15 protein-coding genes are annotated in these 19,268 nt (G+C 72.6%); 13 read left to right on the top strand and 2 right to left on the bottom strand.

Translation table 11 applies throughout. From position 1 onward, the window contains the following. Window positions 1–30 precede the first annotated feature (30 nt). Window positions 31–1,731, top strand: coding sequence for an N-acetylglutaminylglutamine synthetase (gene ngg / locus CRP29_RS19535; RefSeq protein ID WP_245853099.1), 1,701 nt, complete (start codon window positions 31–33; stop codon window positions 1,729–1,731). Window positions 1,732–1,827: 96 nt separating this feature from the next. On the opposite strand, the gene CRP29_RS19530 is transcribed toward ngg, so the two are convergent. Continuing rightward, window positions 1,828–2,109 (bottom strand): helix-turn-helix transcriptional regulator, encoded by a 282-nt coding sequence (locus CRP29_RS19530; protein ID WP_245853098.1) that lies wholly within the window; start codon window positions 2,107–2,109, stop codon window positions 1,828–1,830. Window positions 2,110–2,296: 187 nt separating this feature from the next. Here CRP29_RS19530 and CRP29_RS19525 point away from each other — a divergent pair, with 187 nt between their 5' ends. After that, window positions 2,297–3,322: a TerC family protein gene (locus tag CRP29_RS19525; RefSeq protein WP_097196717.1), complete on the top strand. Its 1,026-nt coding sequence runs from the start codon at window positions 2,297–2,299 to the stop codon at window positions 3,320–3,322. Window positions 3,323–3,393: 71 nt separating this feature from the next. Here the strand turns inward: CRP29_RS19525 and CRP29_RS19520 are convergent, their stop codons facing one another. Then, window positions 3,394–4,479, bottom strand: a complete 1,086-nt coding sequence (locus CRP29_RS19520) for a CaiB/BaiF CoA transferase family protein (protein ID WP_245853097.1) — start codon at window positions 4,477–4,479, stop codon at window positions 3,394–3,396. 93 nt (window positions 4,480–4,572) lie between these two features. On the opposite strand from CRP29_RS19520, the gene crcB reads away from it, so the two are divergent. The 11 genes from crcB to CRP29_RS19465 all read left to right on the top strand — a co-directional run bounded on the left by crcB (window position 4,573) and on the right by CRP29_RS19465 (window position 19,157). Further along, window positions 4,573–4,998, top strand: coding sequence for a fluoride efflux transporter CrcB (crcB, locus tag CRP29_RS19515; RefSeq protein ID WP_245853096.1), 426 nt, complete (start codon window positions 4,573–4,575; stop codon window positions 4,996–4,998). Beyond that, on the top strand, window positions 4,995–5,354 hold the full coding sequence (locus tag CRP29_RS19510; RefSeq protein WP_097196715.1) for a fluoride efflux transporter FluC: 360 nt from the start codon (window positions 4,995–4,997) through the stop codon (window positions 5,352–5,354). Before crcB ends, CRP29_RS19510 begins: the two co-directional genes overlap by 4 nt. 30 nt (window positions 5,355–5,384) lie before the next feature. After that, window positions 5,385–6,875 carry an alpha,alpha-trehalose-phosphate synthase (UDP-forming) gene (locus CRP29_RS19505; RefSeq protein ID WP_097196714.1) on the top strand — a complete coding sequence of 497 codons (1,491 nt, stop codon included), beginning with the start codon at window positions 5,385–5,387 and terminating at the stop codon, window positions 6,873–6,875. Next, complete coding sequence (otsB, locus tag CRP29_RS19500; RefSeq protein ID WP_097196713.1) at window positions 6,872–7,615, top strand: trehalose-phosphatase; 744 nt, start codon at window positions 6,872–6,874, stop codon at window positions 7,613–7,615. The genes CRP29_RS19505 and otsB overlap by 4 nt, the downstream gene beginning before the upstream one ends. 203 nt (window positions 7,616–7,818) lie before the next feature. Next, window positions 7,819–9,423, top strand: coding sequence for a methyl-accepting chemotaxis protein (locus CRP29_RS19495; protein WP_097196712.1), 1,605 nt, complete (start codon window positions 7,819–7,821; stop codon window positions 9,421–9,423). Window positions 9,424–9,627: 204 nt separating this feature from the next. Beyond that, a complete protein-coding gene (locus CRP29_RS19490) occupies window positions 9,628–11,274 on the top strand; it encodes a methyl-accepting chemotaxis protein (RefSeq protein WP_097196711.1) in 1,647 nt (548 codons plus the stop codon). Between the two features lie 266 nt (window positions 11,275–11,540). Next, window positions 11,541–13,154: a methyl-accepting chemotaxis protein gene (locus CRP29_RS19485; RefSeq protein ID WP_097196710.1), complete on the top strand. Its 1,614-nt coding sequence runs from the start codon at window positions 11,541–11,543 to the stop codon at window positions 13,152–13,154. A 274-nt stretch (window positions 13,155–13,428) separates the two neighbouring features. Then, on the top strand, window positions 13,429–15,060 hold the full coding sequence (locus CRP29_RS19480) for a methyl-accepting chemotaxis protein (RefSeq protein ID WP_217991677.1): 1,632 nt from the start codon (window positions 13,429–13,431) through the stop codon (window positions 15,058–15,060). Between the two features lie 130 nt (window positions 15,061–15,190). Beyond that, window positions 15,191–17,638, top strand: coding sequence for a chemotaxis protein CheA (locus tag CRP29_RS19475; protein WP_097196709.1), 2,448 nt, complete (start codon window positions 15,191–15,193; stop codon window positions 17,636–17,638). A 1-nt stretch (window position 17,639) separates the two neighbouring features. Then, window positions 17,640–18,107: a chemotaxis protein CheW gene (locus CRP29_RS19470; RefSeq protein ID WP_245853092.1), complete on the top strand. Its 468-nt coding sequence runs from the start codon at window positions 17,640–17,642 to the stop codon at window positions 18,105–18,107. A gap of 153 nt (window positions 18,108–18,260) precedes the next feature. Further along, window positions 18,261–19,157, top strand: a complete 897-nt coding sequence (locus CRP29_RS19465) for a hypothetical protein (RefSeq protein WP_097196708.1) — start codon at window positions 18,261–18,263, stop codon at window positions 19,155–19,157. Window positions 19,158–19,268 lie beyond the last annotated feature (111 nt).

Raw genomic sequence — 19,268 nt, 5'->3', positions numbered from 1 at the left:
CGGCGCAGGACACCGGTCGCGACCCCGCCCATGACCGACCGGTCGTGGCGGGAGCCCTCCGCGCACCAGCGGCAGGGGATGCGGGAGGACGTCGTCCTCGACATGGGGTGGGGCCGGCTGGTCATGGGCCAGACCTTCGCCGACCTGCGCGGCATCGTCGACGCCCTGCGCGCGGAGGAGAGCGGCGAGCGGGACATCTGCATCTACCCGCGGGATCCGCACGTGCTCGTCGGCCTCGCGCCCGACGAGCTCTTCATCGACCCGAGCTACACCTACCGGCTGGACCTCCACCGCTACCGCCCGCGGCCCGAGCTCATCCGCGACGTCTTCGTCCGCACCGCGACCTCGCGCGCGGACATGGAGGCGATCAACGAGATCTACGCGCTCAACGGGATGGTGCTCGGCGAAGCCGACGTCATGTGGGCCAACCACCGCACCCGCTGCTTCACCTACCTGATCGCGGAGGACCAGCGCACCGGCCGGATCATCGGGACCGTCACCGGCGTCGACCACGCGCTGGCCTTCGACGACCCGGAGGCCGGCACCAGCCTCTGGTGCCTGGCCGTGCACAACCAGGACGCCCCGCCCGGCACCGGCGAGGCGCTGGTGCGGGTGCTCGCCGAGCGCTACGTCGGCCGCGGACGCGCCTACCTCGACCTCTCGGTCATGCACGACAACGAGGGCGCGATCCGGCTGTACCGCAAGCTCGGCTTCGGCCGCGTCTCGGCCGTCTGCGTCAAGCGGAAGAACCCGATCAACGCAGGCCTGTTCGCCGCCCGCCCCCCCGGCCTGGAGGCCCTCAACCCCTACGCGCTGCTCATCGCCGAGGAGGCGCTGCGCCGGGGGATCCGCGTGGAGGTCACCGACCCCGAGTGGGGCGAGCTTCGCCTGTCGGTCGGCGGCCGGACCGTCGTCACCCGCGAGTCGCTGTCGGAGTTCACCACCGCGGTGGCGATGAGCCGCTGCGACGACAAGCGGGTGACCCGGCGGATCATGGAGCGCGCCGGGGTCCGCGTGGCCCGCGGGGCGCTGGCCTGCGAGGGCGAGCTCGACGAGGCCCTCGCCCTGGTGGCCGAGGTCGGCGCGGTGGTGGTCAAGCCGGCCCGCGGGGAGCAGGGGCGCGGCATCACCGTGGGCGTGCGCGACGAGGCCGGGTTGCAGCGCGCCGTCGGCCTGGCGCTGCAGTTCTGCCCCGACGTCCTGGTGGAGGAGCTGGTGCCCGGCCAGGACCTGCGGGTGCTGGTCATTGACCGGGCGGTCGTCGCGGCCGCCGTCCGCCGCCCCGCCGAGGTCATCGGGGACGGGCGGAGCACGGTGACCGAGCTGATCCGCTCCACCAGCCGGCGGCGCGAGCGCGCCACCGGCGGGGAGTCACGGATCCCGCTGGACGCCACGACCACCGACGTGGTCGCCGACGCCGGCTACGGGATGGACGACGTCCCCCCGAACGGCGAGCGCATCCAGGTGCGGCGCACGGCGAACCTGCACACCGGCGGCACCATCGAGGACGTCACCGCCGAGCTGCACCCGGAGGTCGCCGCTGCCGCCGTCCGGGCCGCCGCGGCGCTGGACATCCCGGTCACCGGCATCGACCTGCTCGTGCCCGACGTGACCGGGCGGGACTACGTGTTCATCGAGGCCAACGAGCGGCCGGGGCTCGCCAACCACGAGCCCCAGCCGACCGTCGAGCGCTTCGTCGACCTGCTCTTCCCCGAGACCCGGAAGCGCTGACGCCTCCCCCGCGATGATCAGGTGACCTGATCGTGGCGCGTCCTCCCTCACGGTGCGCGGTGAGGGAGGAGGCGCTGCGGTGAGGGAGGACGGGGATCAGCGGCCCAGGAGCGCGATCAGGCCGTCGATCTCGTGCGCCGCCGTGCTGGGGTGCCGGAAGTGCTGGTGCGGCCGGATCTCGTAGTGCGTCCGCCGGCCCTGGCGGGTGCGGGTCAGGTGACCGGCCTCCTCCAGGTCGCGCAGGATGCTCAGCGCGGCCCGGGTGGTGACCCCGACCTCTGCGGCGATCTCGGCGACCCGGGCGTCCGGCGACCGGGCGACTGCGAGCAGCACGTGCGCGTGGTTGGTGAGGAAGGTCCAGGAGCGGTCCTCCGGCACGGTGGTCCTCTCCGGTGCGGGGTGGCGCCAACAGGTGAAGTCTGCTTCACTCTTCTTCAGAAGGGGAGTATCCCTCAGCGCGTCGTCGTCACTACGGCTTCCCATGGAGTCCGGCGGAGCGGGCCGCCACCGAGCGGCCGGGAGAGACCTTCAGTGGGCACGGCCCTACTGGAGGAGTGGTACGCGCGTGGACGTCTCCCTGTGGCTCTGGTTCGCGGTGCTGGGGCTGATCCTCGGCATGCTCGCGATCGACCTGTTCGCCCACCGCAAGGCGCATGTGATCGCCGTCCGCGAGGCGGCCGCCTGGTCGGTGGTGTGGGTGACCATCGGTGTCGCCTTCGGCGCGTGGGTGTGGTGGGCGCACGGCGCCGAGTTCGGCCAGCAGTACTTCGCCGGCTACCTGATCGAGAAGTCGCTCGCCGTCGACAACGTGTTCGTGTGGGCGATCATCTTCACCTTCTTCGCCGTCCCCCGGGAGTACCAGCACCGGGTGCTCTTCTTCGGCGTGCTCGGTGCGTTGATCTTCCGCGGCGTGTTCATCGCCGGCGGGTCGGTGCTCATCGCCAGCTTCGGCTGGATCCACTACCTGTTCGCCGCGTTCCTGCTCTGGACCGGCATCCGGATGATCCGGCAGCGCGACGAGCACCTCGACCCGGAGAAGTCCCGGGCGCTGAAGCTGTTCCGCCGCTACGTGCCGATGACCGACGCGTACCACGGCCAGCGGTTCCTGATCCGCCGTGCCGGTGTCCTCATGGCGACCCCGCTGCTGGCCGTGCTGGTGCTGGTCGAGGTCACCGACATCATCTTCGCGGTCGACTCCATCCCGGCGATCTTCGCGGTGACCGACGAGCCGTTCCTGGTCTTCACCGCCAACGCCTTCGCCATCCTGGGCCTGCGGGCGATGTACTTCCTGCTGGCCGACCTCATCCACCGCTTCGTGTACCTCAAGGTGGGCCTGGCGCTGGTGCTGGTGTGGGTCGGCATCAAGATGCTGCTCAAGGTCGACGTCTACTACATCCCCACGACGGTGAGCCTCGCCGTCATCACGGTGCTGATCGGCGGTTCGATCGTGCTCAGCCTCCGGGCGACGCTGGGGCAGGGGCGCAGCGCCCTGGAGGCGCCGGCCACCCCGCCCTTCCGCGTCGCGACCGACGAGGAGCTGGCCGAGCTGGAGCCGCTCCGGCGTCGCCGCTCCCCCGCCACGATCAGGTGACCTGATCATCGAGCGTCCTCCCTCACGGTGCGCGGTGAGGGAGGACGCTCGGCGGTGAGGGAGGACGGCGTCTAGAGGCCGAGCTCGGCGCGGATCTCGTCGCTGTGCTGCCCGGCGCGCGGCACCGAGCCGACCGCACCCGGCGTGAGGGAGAACCGGGGGGCCGGCGCGGGCTGCACCGTGCCGTCGACCTCGACGAAGACCTCGCGCTCGCGGTTGTGCTCGTCCTCGGTCGCCTCGAGCAGCGACCAGACCGGCGCCACGCAGGCGTCGGTGCCGGCGAAGACCTGCCACCACTCGTCGCGCGTGCGGCCGGCGAACAGCTCGGTGAACCGCTCCCGCAGGGCCGGCCACTGCTCGGGCTTGTACCGGTCGGGGAACGTCTCGTCGCCGGCCACGCCGAGGCCCTGCAGCAGGGCGGCGTAGAACTGCGGCTCCAGCGCTCCGACGGCGAGGAACTGGCCGTCGGAGCAGCGGTACACGTCGTAGAACGGCGCGCCGGTGTCCAGCAGGTTCTCCCCGCGCTTGTCCTGCCAGGCGCCGGTCGAGAGCATCCCGTGGATCATCGTGGTCAGGACGGCGGTGCCGTCGACGATCGCGGCGTCGACGACCTGCCCCTTCCCGGTGGTCCGGGCGTGCAGCAGCGCGGCCAGGGCTCCCAGGGCGAGGAACACTCCCCCGCCGCCGAAGTCTCCGAGCAGGTTGATCGGCGGCGCCGGGCGCTCGTCCGGGCGGCCGCTGGCGCCGAGCGCGCCGGTGAGCGCGATGTAGCCGATGTCGTGCCCCGCGCTGTGCGACAGCGGGCCGGTCTGGCCCCAGCCGGTCATCCGGCCGTAGACCAGCGCGGGGTTCTCCGCCAGCAGCGCGTCGGGCCCCAGGCCCAGCCGCTCCATGACGCCGGGGCGGAACCCCTCGAGCAGCACGTCGGCGCGCCGCACCAGCGCGCGCACCACCTCGACGTCGGCGGGGTCCTTGAGGTCCAGGGCGATGGAGCGCTTGCCGCGGTCCAGCAGCGACGTGGCCCCGAGGCCGCTGCCGTTCCCGCGCCGGTCGATGCGGACGACGTCGGCGCCCAGGTCGGCCAGAAGCATGCCGCAGAACGGCCCCGGCCCCAGTCCGGCGAACTCGACCACACGCACTCCCGAGAGCGGGCCCACGGTTTCTCCTCTGCTGCCCGGGGCCACGCCGTCGTGCGCCCTCGTCGGTGGCATGCTGCCCGATGACCGGGCCGGCGGACAGGGGGACTCTCGGTGATCGGCTACCTCGCCGCCGCCCTCGGGGGCGCGCTGGGCGCCCTGGGGCGCTGGGGGATCGCCGAGGCGCTCCCGCGGGAGGCCGGCGGCTGGCCGTGGGCGACGCTGCTGGTCAACGTCACCGGCTGCCTCGTCCTCGGGCTGCTCATCGCTCTGGTGTTCGCCCGCGCCCCCGGCTCCGCCTGGCTGCGGCCCTTCCTCGGCACCGGCGTCCTCGGCGGCTTCACCACCTTCTCCGCCTTCGCCGTCGAGACCGTGCAGCTGACCGAGGCGGGGCGCCCCGGTGTCGCCGCGGGGTACGTGGCGGTGTCCGTGGTCGCAGGCGTCGCCGCCTCGGCGCTGGGGCTCCTGGCCGGCCGTGCGCTCGGCCGATCGCGGCCGACGCCGGGCGACGAGATCACCGCCGAGGAGTCGATCGCATGACCCCGCTGCTCGTGATCGTGGGCGCTATGGCCGGCGCGCCACTGCGGTTGCTGGCCGAGCGCCTGGCGGTCGCCCGCCGGGGCGCCGGCTCGGTCGTCGGCACGGTGGCGGTGAACGTCGCCGGGAGCGCCGTCCTGGGATTCCTGCTGGGGGTGGCCGACGTGCCCGCCTGGGTCCTCGCGCTGGTCGGCACCGGCTTCTGCGGCACCCTCACCACCTTCTCCACGCTCGGGGCGGACGTCGTCCGGCTCGGGGAGCAGCGGCGTACCGGCGCCGCTGCGGCCTACCTGGGCGGGACGCTGGTGCTCGGCATCGGTGCGGCGGCCGCCGCCTACGGAGCCGCCGGCCTGCTCTGATCGCCGGGGGTCGGTAGGGTTGCCCTTGGTATGACCGATCCCACGAACGAGCAGGTCGGGGCCGAGAGCCCCGTCGTCGTCGTCGCCAACCGCCTGCCCGTCGACCAGGTCACCGACCCCGACGGCAGCACGCGCTGGCAGCGCAGCCCGGGCGGCCTCGTCACCGCACTGGAACCCTTCGTCGCCGGTCGCGGCGGGGCCTGGGTCGGCTGGTCCGGCGCCGCGGGCGAGGCGCCCGAGCCGTTCGAGTCCGGCGGCATGTCGCTGGTCCCGATCCCGCTCTCCGAGGACGAGGTCGACCGCTACTACGAGGGCATGTCCAACGCCTCGCTGTGGCCGCTCTACCACGACGTCGTCGAGAAGCCGGAGTACCACCGCAACTGGTGGGACACCTACGTCCAGATCAACAAGCGCTTCGCTGAGCGGACGGCGGAGATCGCCGCGGAGAACGCGATCGTCTGGGTGCACGACTACCAGCTGCAGCTCGTGCCGGCGATGCTCCGCCAGCAGCGGCCGGACCTCACCATCGGCTTCTTCCTGCACATCCCCTTCCCGCCCTACGAGCTGTTCACCCAGCTGCCCTGGCGCTCGGCGATCGTGGAGGGTCTGCTGGGGGCGGACCTGGTCGGTTTCCAGCGGCCGGCCGCGGCGGCGAACTTCGTCCAGCTCGCCCGCCGGCTGCACGACCTGCCCGCCCGCGGGCAGGTGGTCGAGTACGACGGCCGCACGGTGGCGGCCAAGGCCTTCCCGATCTCCATCGACGTCGCGTCGTTCGACGAGCTGGCCCGCTCCCCCGAGGTGCTCGCCCGGGCGAAGGAGATCCGCGAGGAGCTCGGCAACCCGTCCAAGATCATCCTGGGCGTCGACCGGCTGGACTACACCAAGGGCATCAGCCTCCGGCTGAACGCGTTCGAGGAGCTGCTCGAGGACGGCGCGGTCGAGGCGCCGGACACCGTGCTGGTGCAGGTGGCCACGCCCAGCCGCGAGCGTGTGGAGCACTACGTGCACATGCGGGAGACGATCGAGCAGCAGGTCGGGCACATCAACGGGGTCTTCGGCTCGATCGCCGGGTCGGCGGTGCACTACTTCAACCAGTCGATGCCCCGCGAGGAGCTGGCGGCGCTGTACCGCGCGGCCGACGTCATGCTGGTCACCCCCTACCGCGACGGCATGAACCTGGTGGCCAAGGAGTACGTGGCCGCGCGGGGTGACCTCGGCGGCGCCCTGGTGCTCTCGGAGTTCGCCGGTGCGGCGGCCGAGCTCAAGCAGGCGTTCCTGGTGAACCCGCACGACATCGCCGGCGTCAAGAGCCAGCTGCTCCGGGCGCTGCGGATGGACGCGGCCGACGGTGCCAAGCGGATGCGCGCCATGCGCCGCCACCTGGTCAAGAACGACCTGGACCACTGGGCGAACTCCTTCTTCCGCGCGCTGCACGACCAGGCCAGCGGGCAGCCGACGGGGCGCGCGGCGGGCCGGGAGTCCACGCCGCTGTCCAACGGCCGCGGCGGAGCCCAGGGATGAGTGCGCTCCCGGGCGACCTCGCCGCGGCGCTGCAGGCGTTCGCCGCGCGACGGCCGCTGCTGATCGCCAGTGACTACGACGGCGTGCTGGCACGACTGGTCGACGTGCCGTCCGAGGCGGTGCCCGAACCGGGTGTCGCCGAGGTGCTCGCCCGGCTCACCGCCGTTCCGGGCGTCACCGTCGCGCTGGTCAGCGGGCGGGGCGTGGCCGACCTCCAGCGCACCAGCGGGCTCACCGGGGAGCTGCGGTGGATCGGCAGCCACGGCGCGGAGTTCGACGGACCGCTGACCGGCGAGCTGGCCGCCCGTCGCGATGCCCTGGCCGCCCGGCTGGCGCCGCTGGTGGCCGGCACGCCGGGTGCCCACCTCGAGATCAAGCCGGCGAGCGTGGCGGTGCACGTCCGACCGGTGGCCGACCGTTCTGCCGCAGCCGCGCTGCTGGAGGACGCGCGTGCGCTGGTGGATTCGTCACTGACGTTGAAGCCCGGCAAGGACGTGCTCGAGGTCGCGGTCACGGACGCGGACAAGGGCTCCGCGGTGCGCCGTCTGGCGGCGGAGATCGGCGCCGCGGCCGTGCTCTACCTCGGCGACGACGTCACCGACGAGGACGCGTTCCGCGCGCTCGGCGCGGACGACGTGACCGTCAAGATCGGCGACGGGGTCACCGTCGCCGATCACCGGGTGCCCGACCCCCCCGCCGCGGTCGCGATGCTCGAGTTCCTCGCGGCACTGCTCGCCTGACCAGGCTTTTCCAGGCCGTTCCGTCGATTCCGCCGCCATTCGCTGCGGTCGACAAATCACCCGCACCGATGCGCTGACCCTGCCTACGCATCACGATTTCGGAATTGTGCCGGAATGAGCGGGGCCGGTGGGGCTGGAGTCACCACACTCATCGCATCCGCTCGGCCGACCGGCTGCGACTTCTCCATTCTCCGAGGTATTCCATGAGCGTCACCGTCCCCTCTCGCGTCCCCCGGCGCTCCGGCTGGTTCGCGGACCGCCCTCTGGCCATGAAGTTCGGCGTTCTCCTCAGCGCCGTCGCCCTCGCATGCGGCGGCGTGCTCGGCTCGATGCTCGTCGGCAACGCGAGCGTGCGCGACGCCAGCAGTGAGCTCGCCCGCCTCAACGAGGCGCAGGCGCTGGTCCTCCAGCTGGACACGCGCGCCAGCGAGCTGAAGGTCGACGGCTTCAAGGCCCTGGTCCGGGAGAACCCCGCCGACCAGCTCAGCGAGCTCACCGACGACATCGCCACCCCCCAGGCCATGCTGGAGCAGCTCGCTCCGATCGAGCTCACCGGCGACAGCGCCGACGCGGTGGCCGGCCTGGCCGACAGCTACAAGGCCTACACCGACGCCATCACCGCCTTCATCAACAGCGCCGTGGCCGACCAGACCGGCACCCGCGCCGCCTGGGAGGACATCCAGACCGCGAACGACCTCACCGACGGCGCCGTGGGGACGGCCAAGGACGCCCTCGCGGCCGACAGCGCCGCCGCGCAGACCCGCCTGGACGACGCGATCGCGCGCGCCCAGACGGTGAGCCTGCTCATCGCCCTCGGGGGCATGGTGGTCATCGGTCTGGTGAGCTGGGTGACGCTGAAGTCGATCACCCGGCCCGTACAGGCGGTCAAGCGCTCGCTGGCGGCCCTCGCGGACGGCGACCTCACCGTCGCCACGGGCGTGACCTCGCGCGACGAGGTCGGCCAGATGGCCGCCTCGCTGGACGCGGCCCAGGCGTCGCTGCGCGCCGTCCTCTCCGGGGTGGCCGGCTCCGCGCAGGCGGTCGCCGCCTCGTCGGAGGAGCTGTCGGCGTCGTCGGCGCAGATCTCGGCGTCGGCGGAGGAGACCAGCGCGCAGTCCGGGGTGGTCGCGGGTGCGGCGGAGGAGGTCTCGCGCAGTGTGGAGACCGTGGCCGCCGGTGCGGAGCAGATGGGTGCCTCGATCCGGGAGATCGCGTCCAACGCCGCGGAGGCCTCCGAGGTGGCGGGGCGTGCGGTGCTGGCCGCGGAGCGGACGACGGCCACCGTGGCGAAGCTGGGTGAGTCCTCGACCGAGATCGGCAACGTGGTGAAGGTGATCACGAGCATCGCGGAGCAGACGAACCTGCTGGCCCTGAACGCCACGATCGAGGCTGCCCGAGCGGGCGAGGCGGGCAAGGGCTTCGCGGTGGTCGCCAACGAGGTCAAGGAGCTGGCGCAGGAGACGGCGAAGGCCACCGAGGACATCGCCCGCCGGGTGCTGGCCATCCAGGGCGACACGACGGCGGCGGTGAGCGCGATCGAGGAGATCTCGACCATCGTCGCGCAGATCTCCGACCGGCAGACCACCATCGCCAGTGCGGTGGAGGAGCAGACGGCGACGACGAACGAGATGTCGCGCTCGGTGCAGGAGGCGGCGTCGGGCTCGGGGCAGATCGCGGAGAACATCACCGGCGTCTCCGCCGCCGCCGACTCCACCACGCAGGCGCTCACGCAGACCCGGGTCGCCGTGGACGAGCTGTCGCGGATGGCCGCGGACCTGCGCACCACGGTGGGACGCTTCACCTACTGAGTGCCGGTCACCGCATTCCGGAGTCGACACGTCGGCTTCCGGAATGCGGTGACCGACCATTCTCGTCCAATCCTGCGACACGCATGGTGCGCACGGGAATGCGGACGATCCGGTGCCACATCCTGTGTCCGGACGCATTCCGCGTTCTACCGAACGAGCGGCTCCCACATCCGCCGCCGCAGCGCCGAGCGAGGAACACCGAACATGTCGAAGGCACGAACCGAACGGTTCCGCGAGAGCGGGCCGGCCCGGCACTGGTACCGGGACCGGGGTATCTCCACCCGCATCTTCGCGATCAGCGCAGCCCTGATGCTCGGCACCCTCGCGGCCACCGTTGCGGGCATCCACGGGACGCAGCGCGTCGGTGAGCTGCACGAGGAGGCGACGGCGGCGGTCGGCGCCCAGCGGACCGTGGAGGACGCCCGGTACGACCTGCTCTGGGCGGCGAACTGGCAGAACATCACCGCCTGGAACGCCCGGGTGGTCGGCGGCGAGAGGGCCGCCGCGCCGGGCGGCGACAACGTGGCCAACTACCGCGACGGGGCCGAGGGCTTCCAGGAGCTCTTCGACATCGACCGGGACCAGCTCGACGCGGAGGCGGAGGCCAGCCTCGCCGTCATCCAGCAGAACTGGACGGCGATGAGCGGCTACAACGAGCAGATCTTCACGCTGTGGTCCCAGGGCCGGCTCGACGAGGGCGACGCGCTGTCCAACGGCGACAAGTGGGACGTCTTCTACGTCCTGGACCAGGCCATGACGGAGCTGGTCGACTCCGTCGACGCCCGGGTCGCGCAGACCGAGGCCCAGGTCGTCGACGCCAAGCGCGAGACGGTGGTCCTGTCGGTCGTCGTCTCGCTGGTCGCCTTCGTGCTCGGCGGCGGGCTGGCCTTCGTGGTGTCGGGCGGCATCGTCCGCGGGGTGCGCGGCGTGCAGAACGGGCTGGAGCGCCTGGCCGCCAACGACCTGACGGTGCGGATGCCCGTGCGCGGGCACGACGAGGTCGGACAGATGACGGCGGCCCTGAACACCGCGGCCGGTGCCATGGCCACGACGATGGGCGAGATCGTGGCCGCCGCGAGCGCGGTCGCCGCCTCGTCGGAGGAGCTGTCGGCGTCGTCGGCGCAGATCTCGGCGTCGGCGGAGGAGACCAGCGCGCAGTCCGGGGTGGTCGCGGGTGCGGCGGAGGAGGTCTCGCGCAGTGTGGAGACCGTGGCCGCCGGTGCGGAGCAGATGGGTGCCTCGATCCGGGAGATCGCGTCCAACGCCGCGGAGGCCTCCGAGGTGGCGGGGCGCGCGGTGCTGGCCGCGGAGCGGACGACGGCCACCGTGGCGAAGCTGGGTGAGTCCTCGACCGAGATCGGCAACGTGGTGAAGGTGATCACGAGCATCGCGGAGCAGACGAACCTGCTGGCCCTGAACGCCACCATCGAGGCTGCCCGAGCGGGCGAGGCCGGTAAGGGCTTCGCCGTCGTCGCCAACGAGGTCAAGGAGCTGGCGCAGGAGACGGCGAAGGCGACCGAGGACATCGCCCGCCGGGTGCTGGCCATCCAGGGCGACACGACGGCGGCGGTGAGCGCGATCGAGGAGATCTCGACCATCGTCGCGCAGATCTCCGACCGGCAGACCACCATCGCCAGTGCGGTGGAGGAGCAGACGGCGACGACGAACGAGATGTCGCGCTCGGTGCAGGAGGCGGCGTCGGGCTCGGGGCAGATCGCGGAGAACATCACCGGCGTCTCCGCCGCCGCCGACTCCACCACGCAGGCGCTCACGCAGACCCGGGTCGCCGTGGACGAGCTGTCGCGGATGGCCGCGGACCTGCGCAGCACGGTCGGGCGGTTCAGCTACTGAGCCGAGTCTGACTCCTCCCCAGATCCACCCGCGACGGGGTGGCGGCCGCACCGGTCGCCACCCCGTCGCCATTTCCTCACCATTCATCGAATGGCGTCATGTCGACTCCGCGGAGGTGGCCGTCGAACTTTCCGGCCTCCGAGTTGCGACACGTCTCGAATTGTGTCCCGACCTCGTCCGGAACGGCAGAGGATGCATTTCCCCCGAAGGCTCACCGACGACGCCGACTGGGTGAATGCATCGACATCTACGCCCAGGAGTACCCCATGTCCGCACCCGCCGTCCCCGTCCGCTCCGGAAAGGCCGGCAACTGGCTGGCCAACCGGCCGATCGCCGTCAAGATCGGGTCCGCCGTCGCCGTGCTGGCGCTCGTGGCGATGACGATGGCCGCCCTGGCCGTCTCGCGGATCAGCTCGCTCAACACCGCCGCCGTCGCGATCAACGAGAACGTGTCGACGCTCGCGGATCTGGCCAACATCCAGCGCAGCTGGCAGGGCGACCGCGCTCGGTACAACCAGTACGGGCTCGCGGACGCGGAGACGCGAGCCGCCCTGCGCACCGACCTGGCCGAGCGCCGCGAAACTCTCGACGGGCAGCTCGACGCCTACGCCGCGGTGACGGTGAACAAGGAGGCCTTCGATGTCTTCCGCGGCCACCTTGACACGTTCTACGTCGCCGCCGAGGGGCAGCTGGTGCCGGCGGCGGACGCCGGCGATCTCGCCACGGTCGCCGCGGTCGTCGCCGGTCCCCTGCAGGACGCCTCGGACCTGACCATGGACGAGTACCAGGCCATGCAGGACCGGCGCGTGGCCGCGGGTGAGGCCGACACCGCCGAGGCCGAGGCGATCGCCTCGTCGGCCGTCACGACGCTCTGGACGGCCCTCGCGGTCGGCATCCTGCTGGCCGGCGGGATGGCCTTCGTCGTCGTGCGCCAGATCGTCAGGACCGTGAAGAGCGTCCAGGCCTCGGTGGTGGCGCTGGCCGGCGGCGACCTGACGGTCGTGCCGGAGGTCACCTCGCAGGACGAGCTGGGGCGCATGGCTGCGTCCCTGGCGACGGCGCAGGAGAACCTGCGGGCGGTCCTGGGTGAGGTCGCCGGCTCGGCCGACGCCGTCGCCGCCTCCTCGGAGGAGCTGTCGGCCTCGTCCGCGCAGATCTCGGCCTCGGCCGAGGAGACCAGCGCCCAGTCGGGTGTCGTCGCCGGAGCAGCGGATGAGGTGTCCCGCAGCGTGCAGACGGTGGCGGCCGGCGCGGAGCAGATGGGTGCCTCGATCCGGGAGATCGCAAGCAACGCCGCGGAGGCCAGCGAGGTCGCGTCCCGCGCGGTGACGGCGGCCGAGCGGACGACGGCCACCGTCTCCCGGCTGGGGGACTCGTCGGCGGAGATCGGCAACGTCGTGAAGGTGATCACGAGCATCGCGGAGCAGACGAACCTGCTGGCGCTGAACGCCACCATCGAGGCCGCCCGCGCCGGGGAGGCCGGCAAGGGCTTCGCCGTCGTCGCCAACGAGGTCAAGGAGCTGGCGCAGGAGACGGCGAAGGCGACCGAGGACATCGCCCGCCGGGTGCTGGCGATCCAGGGCGACACCACCGCCGCGGTCAGCGCGATCGAGGAGATCAGCTCGATCGTCGCGCAGATCTCCGACCGGCAGACCACCATCGCCTCCGCGGTGGAGGAGCAGACGGCGACGACCAGCGAGATGTCGCGGTCGGTGCAGGAGGCGGCGTCGGGCTCGGGGCAGATCGCGGAGAACATCACCGGCGTCTCCGCCGCGGCCGACTCCACCACGCAGGCGCTCACCCAGACCCGGGTCGCCGTGGACGAGCTCTCCCGCATGGCGTCCGACCTGCGCACCACGGTGGGGCGGTTCACCTACTGAGCCGACCCTGATCCACCTCTGATCCACCCGCGACGGGGTGGCGGCCGATCCGGCCGCCACCCCGTCGCCATTCTCAAGCCATTCCGCGTGGCGTCATGTCGACACCGGAAAGCGCATGGGCGAGCTTTCTCGAATTCCGACCGCGACACGTTTCGAGCGCAGCAATACCGGATCCGTTCCGTCCTACCTTTCTGGAGCCACCCCATCGGGTGGCGGACAGGCCGAAGGACCGGCCCCGGCGCGGACAACCCGCCCTTTCCTCTGGAGAAGAGTCATGACCCGATCCGACCGCACCGCCACGCCCATCCCGGCGGGTCGGGGTATGTCCTGGTGGGCCGACCGATCGGTCAAGGTCAAGGTCCTCAGCACGGTCACCGTGTCCGCCGTCATCACCGGCGCGGTCGGCTTCATGGGGCTGAGTGCTCTGGGCTCCGCGGCCGACGGGGCCGACGTCCTGTACCGGAGCAACCTGCTCGGCGTCTCGGCCGCCGGCGACATGGACGCGCTGGTCGGCGACATGCGGACCAACATCCGGGACACCATCCTCGGTGCCGACCCGGCAGCCAGCATGACCAAGGTCGCCACGCTCGGCGCCGACTTCGAGGCAGCCGCCGAGGCCTACCGCGCCACGACCGCCGGGGACACCGACAAGCAGGCGGCCCTGGACGTGATCCTGGCCGACACCGCCGACTACGTCGCCTTCCAGCAGGACGTGCTCGTCCCCCTGGCCCAGGCCTCCGACTTCACCACCTGGATGGCGCAGAACGCCGAGCAGGGCTCGTCTCTCGGGGTCGCCGTCCAGGAGGGCATCCAGTCGCTCCGGGAGGTCGAGTCCGCCGAGGCCGAGAGCGCCGCCGCCACCATCCGCACCGACTACGAGTTCCAGCGGACCCTCGCGCTCGTGCTGATGCTCGCCGGCATCGGTCTCGCGCTCGCGCTCGGCTGGTTCGTGGCCAGTGGCATCGCGCGCTCGACCCGCAAGGTCCAGGACGTGGCCGAGGCCCTCGCCGCCGGCGACCTCACCACGTCCAGCGGGCTCACCTCCGCCGACGAGCTCGGCCGGATGGGCCAGGCCCTCGACACCGCCGTCGCCAACCTGCGCGCCGTCCTGGGTGAGGTCGCCGGCTCGGCCGACGCCGTCGCCGCCTCCTCCGAGGAGCTGTCGGCCTCGTCCGCCCAGATCTCGGCCTCGGCCGAGGAGACCAGCGCCCAGTCCGGCGTGGTGTCCGCCGCCGCGGAGGAGGTCAGCCGCAGCGTGCAGACCGTCGCCGCGGGTGCGGAGCAGATGGGCGCCTCGATCCGCGAGATCGCCAGCAACGCCGCGGAGGCCAGCGATGTCGCCGCCCGCGCGGTGACCGCTGCCGAGAAGACCACCGCCACCGTGACCAAGCTGGGCGAGTCCTCCGCCGAGATCGGCAACGTCGTCAAGGTCATCACCTCGATCGCCGAGCAGACCAACCTGCTGGCCCTCAACGCCACCATCGAGGCCGCGCGGGCCGGGGAGGCCGGCAAGGGCTTCGCCGTCGTCGCCAACGAGGTCAAGGAGCTGGCGCAGGAGACCGCCAAGGCGACCGAGGACATCGCCCGGCGGGTGCAGTCGATCCAGGGCGACACCAGCGCCGCCGTCGCCGCCATCGAGGAGATCTCGAGCATCGTCGCGCAGATCTCCGACCGGCAGACCACCATCGCCAGCGCGGTGGAGGAGCAGACCGCCACCACCAACGAGATGTCGCGGTCGGTGCAGGAGGCGGCCTCGGGCTCGGGCCAGATCGCGGAGAACATCACCGGTGTCTCCACGGCCGCCGACTCCACGACCCAGGCACTGACCCAGACGCGGACGGCGGTCGACGAGCTCTCCCGGATGGCCGCCGACCTGCGCACCACGGTGGGCCGTTTCACCTACTGACGCCCGGCCTGCCGATAACGATCCAGACGGCCGCGGTCGGCGGCGGATTCACCTTGAGTCCGCCGCCGTCCGCGCCGAGAACCCAGCGGGGCGACTGCGCTCCGATGCGAAGCAGAGAGAGAGACACCCCGTGGACGGTCTGGACGACATCGTCGAGGAGTTCCTGGTCGAGAGCCACGAGAACCTGGACCAGCTGGACTCCGACCTGGTCGCCCTCGAGCAGGAGCCCAACTCCCGCGAGCGGCTGTCCAGCATCTTCCGGACCATCCACACGATCAAGGGCACCAGCGGCTTCCTGGCCTTCAACAAGCTGGAGCAGGTCACGCACGTCGGCGAGAACATGCTGTCGCGGCTGCGGGACGGCGAGCTGGCCCTGACGCCGCACCGCACCAACGTGCTGCTGCAGATGGTCGACACCGTGCGCGCCCTGCTGACCTCGATCGAGGCCAACGGTGGCGAGGGCACCGTGGACGTCTCCGCCTCCGTCGCCGCCGTCACCGCGGCGATGGAGGACACCCCGGCCCCCGCGCCGGTGCCGGAGGCCCCTGCCGCCCCGGCTCCGGCCGAGGCGGCCGCGGCCAAGGCCTCCGCTGCCACGGCCCCCGCTGCGAAGGCCAACGCTGCCAAGGCACCCGCTGCCAAGGCGGCTGCGAAGGCCCCCGCCAAGCGCGCCCCCCGCATCAAGGCCGCCGCCGTCCCCGCGCCGGCCCCCGTTCCTGCCGACGAGCTCATCGAGGACGTGACCCCCGCCGTGCCCGAGACCCTGCCCGAGGAGACCGCCGACCACGAGGCGCCTGTCGTCGAGGGCACCGGCGGCCAGCCCCGCCGCGCCGTCGCCGACAGCACCATCCGCGTCGACGTCGACCTGCTCGACGAGCTGATGCTGCTGGTGGGTGAGCTCGTGCTGACCCGCAACCAGATCGTCCAGAACGTCGCCCGGCAGACCGACACCGACCTGATCCGGGCCTCGCAGCGGCTGAACCTGATCGCCAGCGAGCTGCAGGAGGGCGTCATGAAGACGCGCATGCAGCCGATCGACCACATCTGGTCCAAGCTGCCCCGCGTCGTCCGCGACCTCGGCCAGCAGTGCGGCAAGTCGGTCCGCCTGGAGATGGAGGGCCGGGAGACCGAGCTGGACAAGACCCTGCTCGAGGCCGTCAAGGACCCGCTGACCCACCTGGTGCGCAACTCCGTCGACCACGGCATCGAGACCCCCGAGGCGCGCAAGAAGGCGGGCAAGGCCTCCGAGGGCGTGCTCACCCTGCGCGCCCGCCACGAGAGCGGTCAGGTGGTCGTGGAGGTCGCCGACGACGGCGCCGGCATCGACCCCGCCAAGCTGGGCGCCAAGGCCGTCGAGCGCGGCCTGATCACCCCGGACGCGCTCGCCCGGATGAGCCCGTCGGACGTCCTCCAGCTGATCTTCCTGCCCGGCTTCTCCACCGCCGCGGCCGTCACCAACGTCTCGGGCCGCGGCGTCGGCATGGACGTGGTCAAGACCAACATCGAGTCCATCGGCGGCACCATCGAGGTCGAGTCCGACCCGGGCATCGGCACGGTCTGCCGGCTGCGCATCCCGCTGACGCTGGCGATCGTCCCGGCGCTCACCGTCGAGTGCGCCACCGACCGCTACGCCATCCCGCAGATCAGCCTGCAGGAACTGGTCAGCCTGGACGCCGAGAAGGCCGCGAACGCCGTCGAGGAGGTCGGCGGCGCGCAGGTCTACCGGCTCCGCGGCGAGCTGCTCCCCCTCGTCCGGCTCACCGACGTCCTCGGCCTGACCTCCGAGCGGCACGACGGCCACGTCGTCATCGCCGTCCTCCGCTCCGAGGGCCGTCGCTTCGGCCTCGTCGTGGACCGGGTCATCAACACCGAGGAGATCGTCGTCAAGGCGGTCGGCGGCCAGCTCAAGCAGATCGGGCTGTACTCCGGCGCCACGGTCCTCGGTGACGGCACGGTCGCCCTCATCCTGGACGTGCAGGCCCTCGCCCGCCGCGCCCTGCGGACCGAGACCGCCGAGCGCCAGGAGTCGCGCGCCTCGGTGAGCTCCGCCGCGGCCGCGGAGACCGAGCGCCAGCGCATGCTGCTCGCCTCCATCGGCGGCGGCCGGCGCGTGGCGATCCCGCTGGACACCGTCACCCGGCTCGAGCAGGTCCGCGCCGACGCGGTCGAGAAGGTCGGCAACCGCGAGGTGGTGCAGTACCGCGGCGCCATCCTCCCGATCGTCCGGCTCGACCGGCACCTGGGCGCCTACGGCGAGAACGACCGCGAGGTCCTCGAGGTCATCGTCTACGCCGACCACGGCCGCAGCGTGGCGATCGTCGTGGAGGAGATCCTCGACATCGTCGACGGCGAGTCCGCGGTGCGCAGCGACATCGACGACCTGGGGCTGCTCGGCTCCGCCGTCCTCGGCGACCGGGTGACCGAACTGCTCGACGTCCGTGCCGCGATCCTCGCGGCCGACCCGGCGTTCTACGCGGGACACCCCGCGCCCGCAGCCGCTCTGGCGGCGCTCGACAGCCCGGCCCACCCCACCGCCCTCACGCCGTCCGGCGTTCCCGGCTCCTACCTGGAGGTCTGACGTGACCGCGACCGACTACGCGACCAGTGACGGCTCGGTGGCCTCGGCCACCAGCGGTCAGCTGGCCACCTTCCGGCTCGACGGCGACCTGTACGGCGTCGAGGTCGAGCACGTGCAGGAGGTGCTGCGCAGCCAGCAGCTCACCCGCGTGCCGCTGGCGCCCAGCGCCGTCGCCGGCCTGATCAACCTGCGGGGCCAGGTGGTGACGGCGATCGAGCTGCGCGAGCGGCTCGGCCGCCCGGCCCGCCCGGAGGGCACCGACGCCGTCGTCATCGTCGTCCGGCTCGACGGCGAGGCGGTCAGCCTGCTCGTGGACTCCATCGCCGACGTCGTCGACGTGGACGCCGCGGACTTCGAGGCGCCGCCGGACACGCTCGAGGGTCAGTCGCGCGACCTGATCCGCGGTGCCTACAAGCTGGACGGGCAGCTGCTGCTCGCGCTGGACGTGCACAAGGCGGTCAGCGCCTAGTAACGCTCCGGAGTTCCCCGATAGCACAGACAGTACGGACACGCGGCCGTCACCCCGGCAGGCTCCTGCCATGGGGTGACGGTCGCGTGGCGTTCCGGCGCGATCACCGCCAGCATGGGGACTCCACGATCCCGGCCCTTTCGGAGGCGCGCTGTGCCGTACACGCTGGTCAGTGCCGCCACCCTCGGGTTCGACCTCGTCCGCCTGCCCGCCGGCCGGGCGCTGGCGGGCGTGCTCCTCTCCGCGCTGCAGGCCGACGACGCCGCGCTCGCCCGGCTGGGCGCCGTGCACCCGGCCCGCGGCCTGGAGCGCGACCAGCGGCTCACCCTGGCCGTCCGCTCCCGCCGCGCCCGCGAGATGGCCGTCGCCGTGCCGCACGTGCGCACCGCCGCTGCCGGCGCCCGCGCCGCGGGCGACCGCGCCGCCGTCCTGGTGGAGCAGCTCGAGCAGGGCACCATCGGCGACGCCCCCACCCTGGAACGTCTGCTCCGCGAGGACGTCCTGGGCGCCGAGCACCCGGCCGCGGCCCTGCTGGACCCGGAGCTCCTCGCCGAGGCCGCCGACGTGCTCTCCGACGCCGCCATCGGCTACTGGGCCGCCGGGGTGCTCCCGCCCCTGGTGCGCCGGGAGCTCACCGCCTCCTACGACCGGGTGGCCGACAGCACCCCGCCGGCCGGACCCGAGAGCCTCGACCTCGGTGCGGCCGGGGCCGACCTGACCGCCTTCCTCGACGGGCTGCGCGCGCTGGACGACGCGGGCCGGGCCCGCTGGCGCGCCGCGGTCGACCAGGGCCGGGCCGAGCGCCGCCCGTGGGCCACCGCCATGCACGAGGCGTCCTGGGCCGCGCACGTCTCCGGCCGCATCCGGGTGCTCGCCACCGCGCAGCTGCACGCCGTCCAGGCCTTCCTCGACGGCGGGTTCGACCGGCACGACGGTGCCGCCGGGGCGTGGAACGCCGTCGCCGGCTGCGTCCAGGGCATCGCCATGGGCGACCTGCTCGACGAGGGCGCACTGACCGTCCTGCGCGCGCCGCTCACCCGCACGGCCTGACCCCTCCGCCCGCCCCCGCCGGCCGGGCGACCCCCCTCCGGCGGCGCCGCCGACGGCGGAAACCGCAGGTCGGAGACGCGCCGTGGAATGGCGCCCGGTCACCTTCCCGGC

This window comes from Blastococcus aggregatus (assembly GCF_900221005.1).
GTDB lineage: Bacteria > Actinomycetota > Actinomycetes > Mycobacteriales > Geodermatophilaceae > Blastococcus > Blastococcus aggregatus.
The sequence above is the reverse complement of the archived record's forward strand: the minus strand, read 5'-3'. Positions and strand labels throughout refer to the sequence as shown.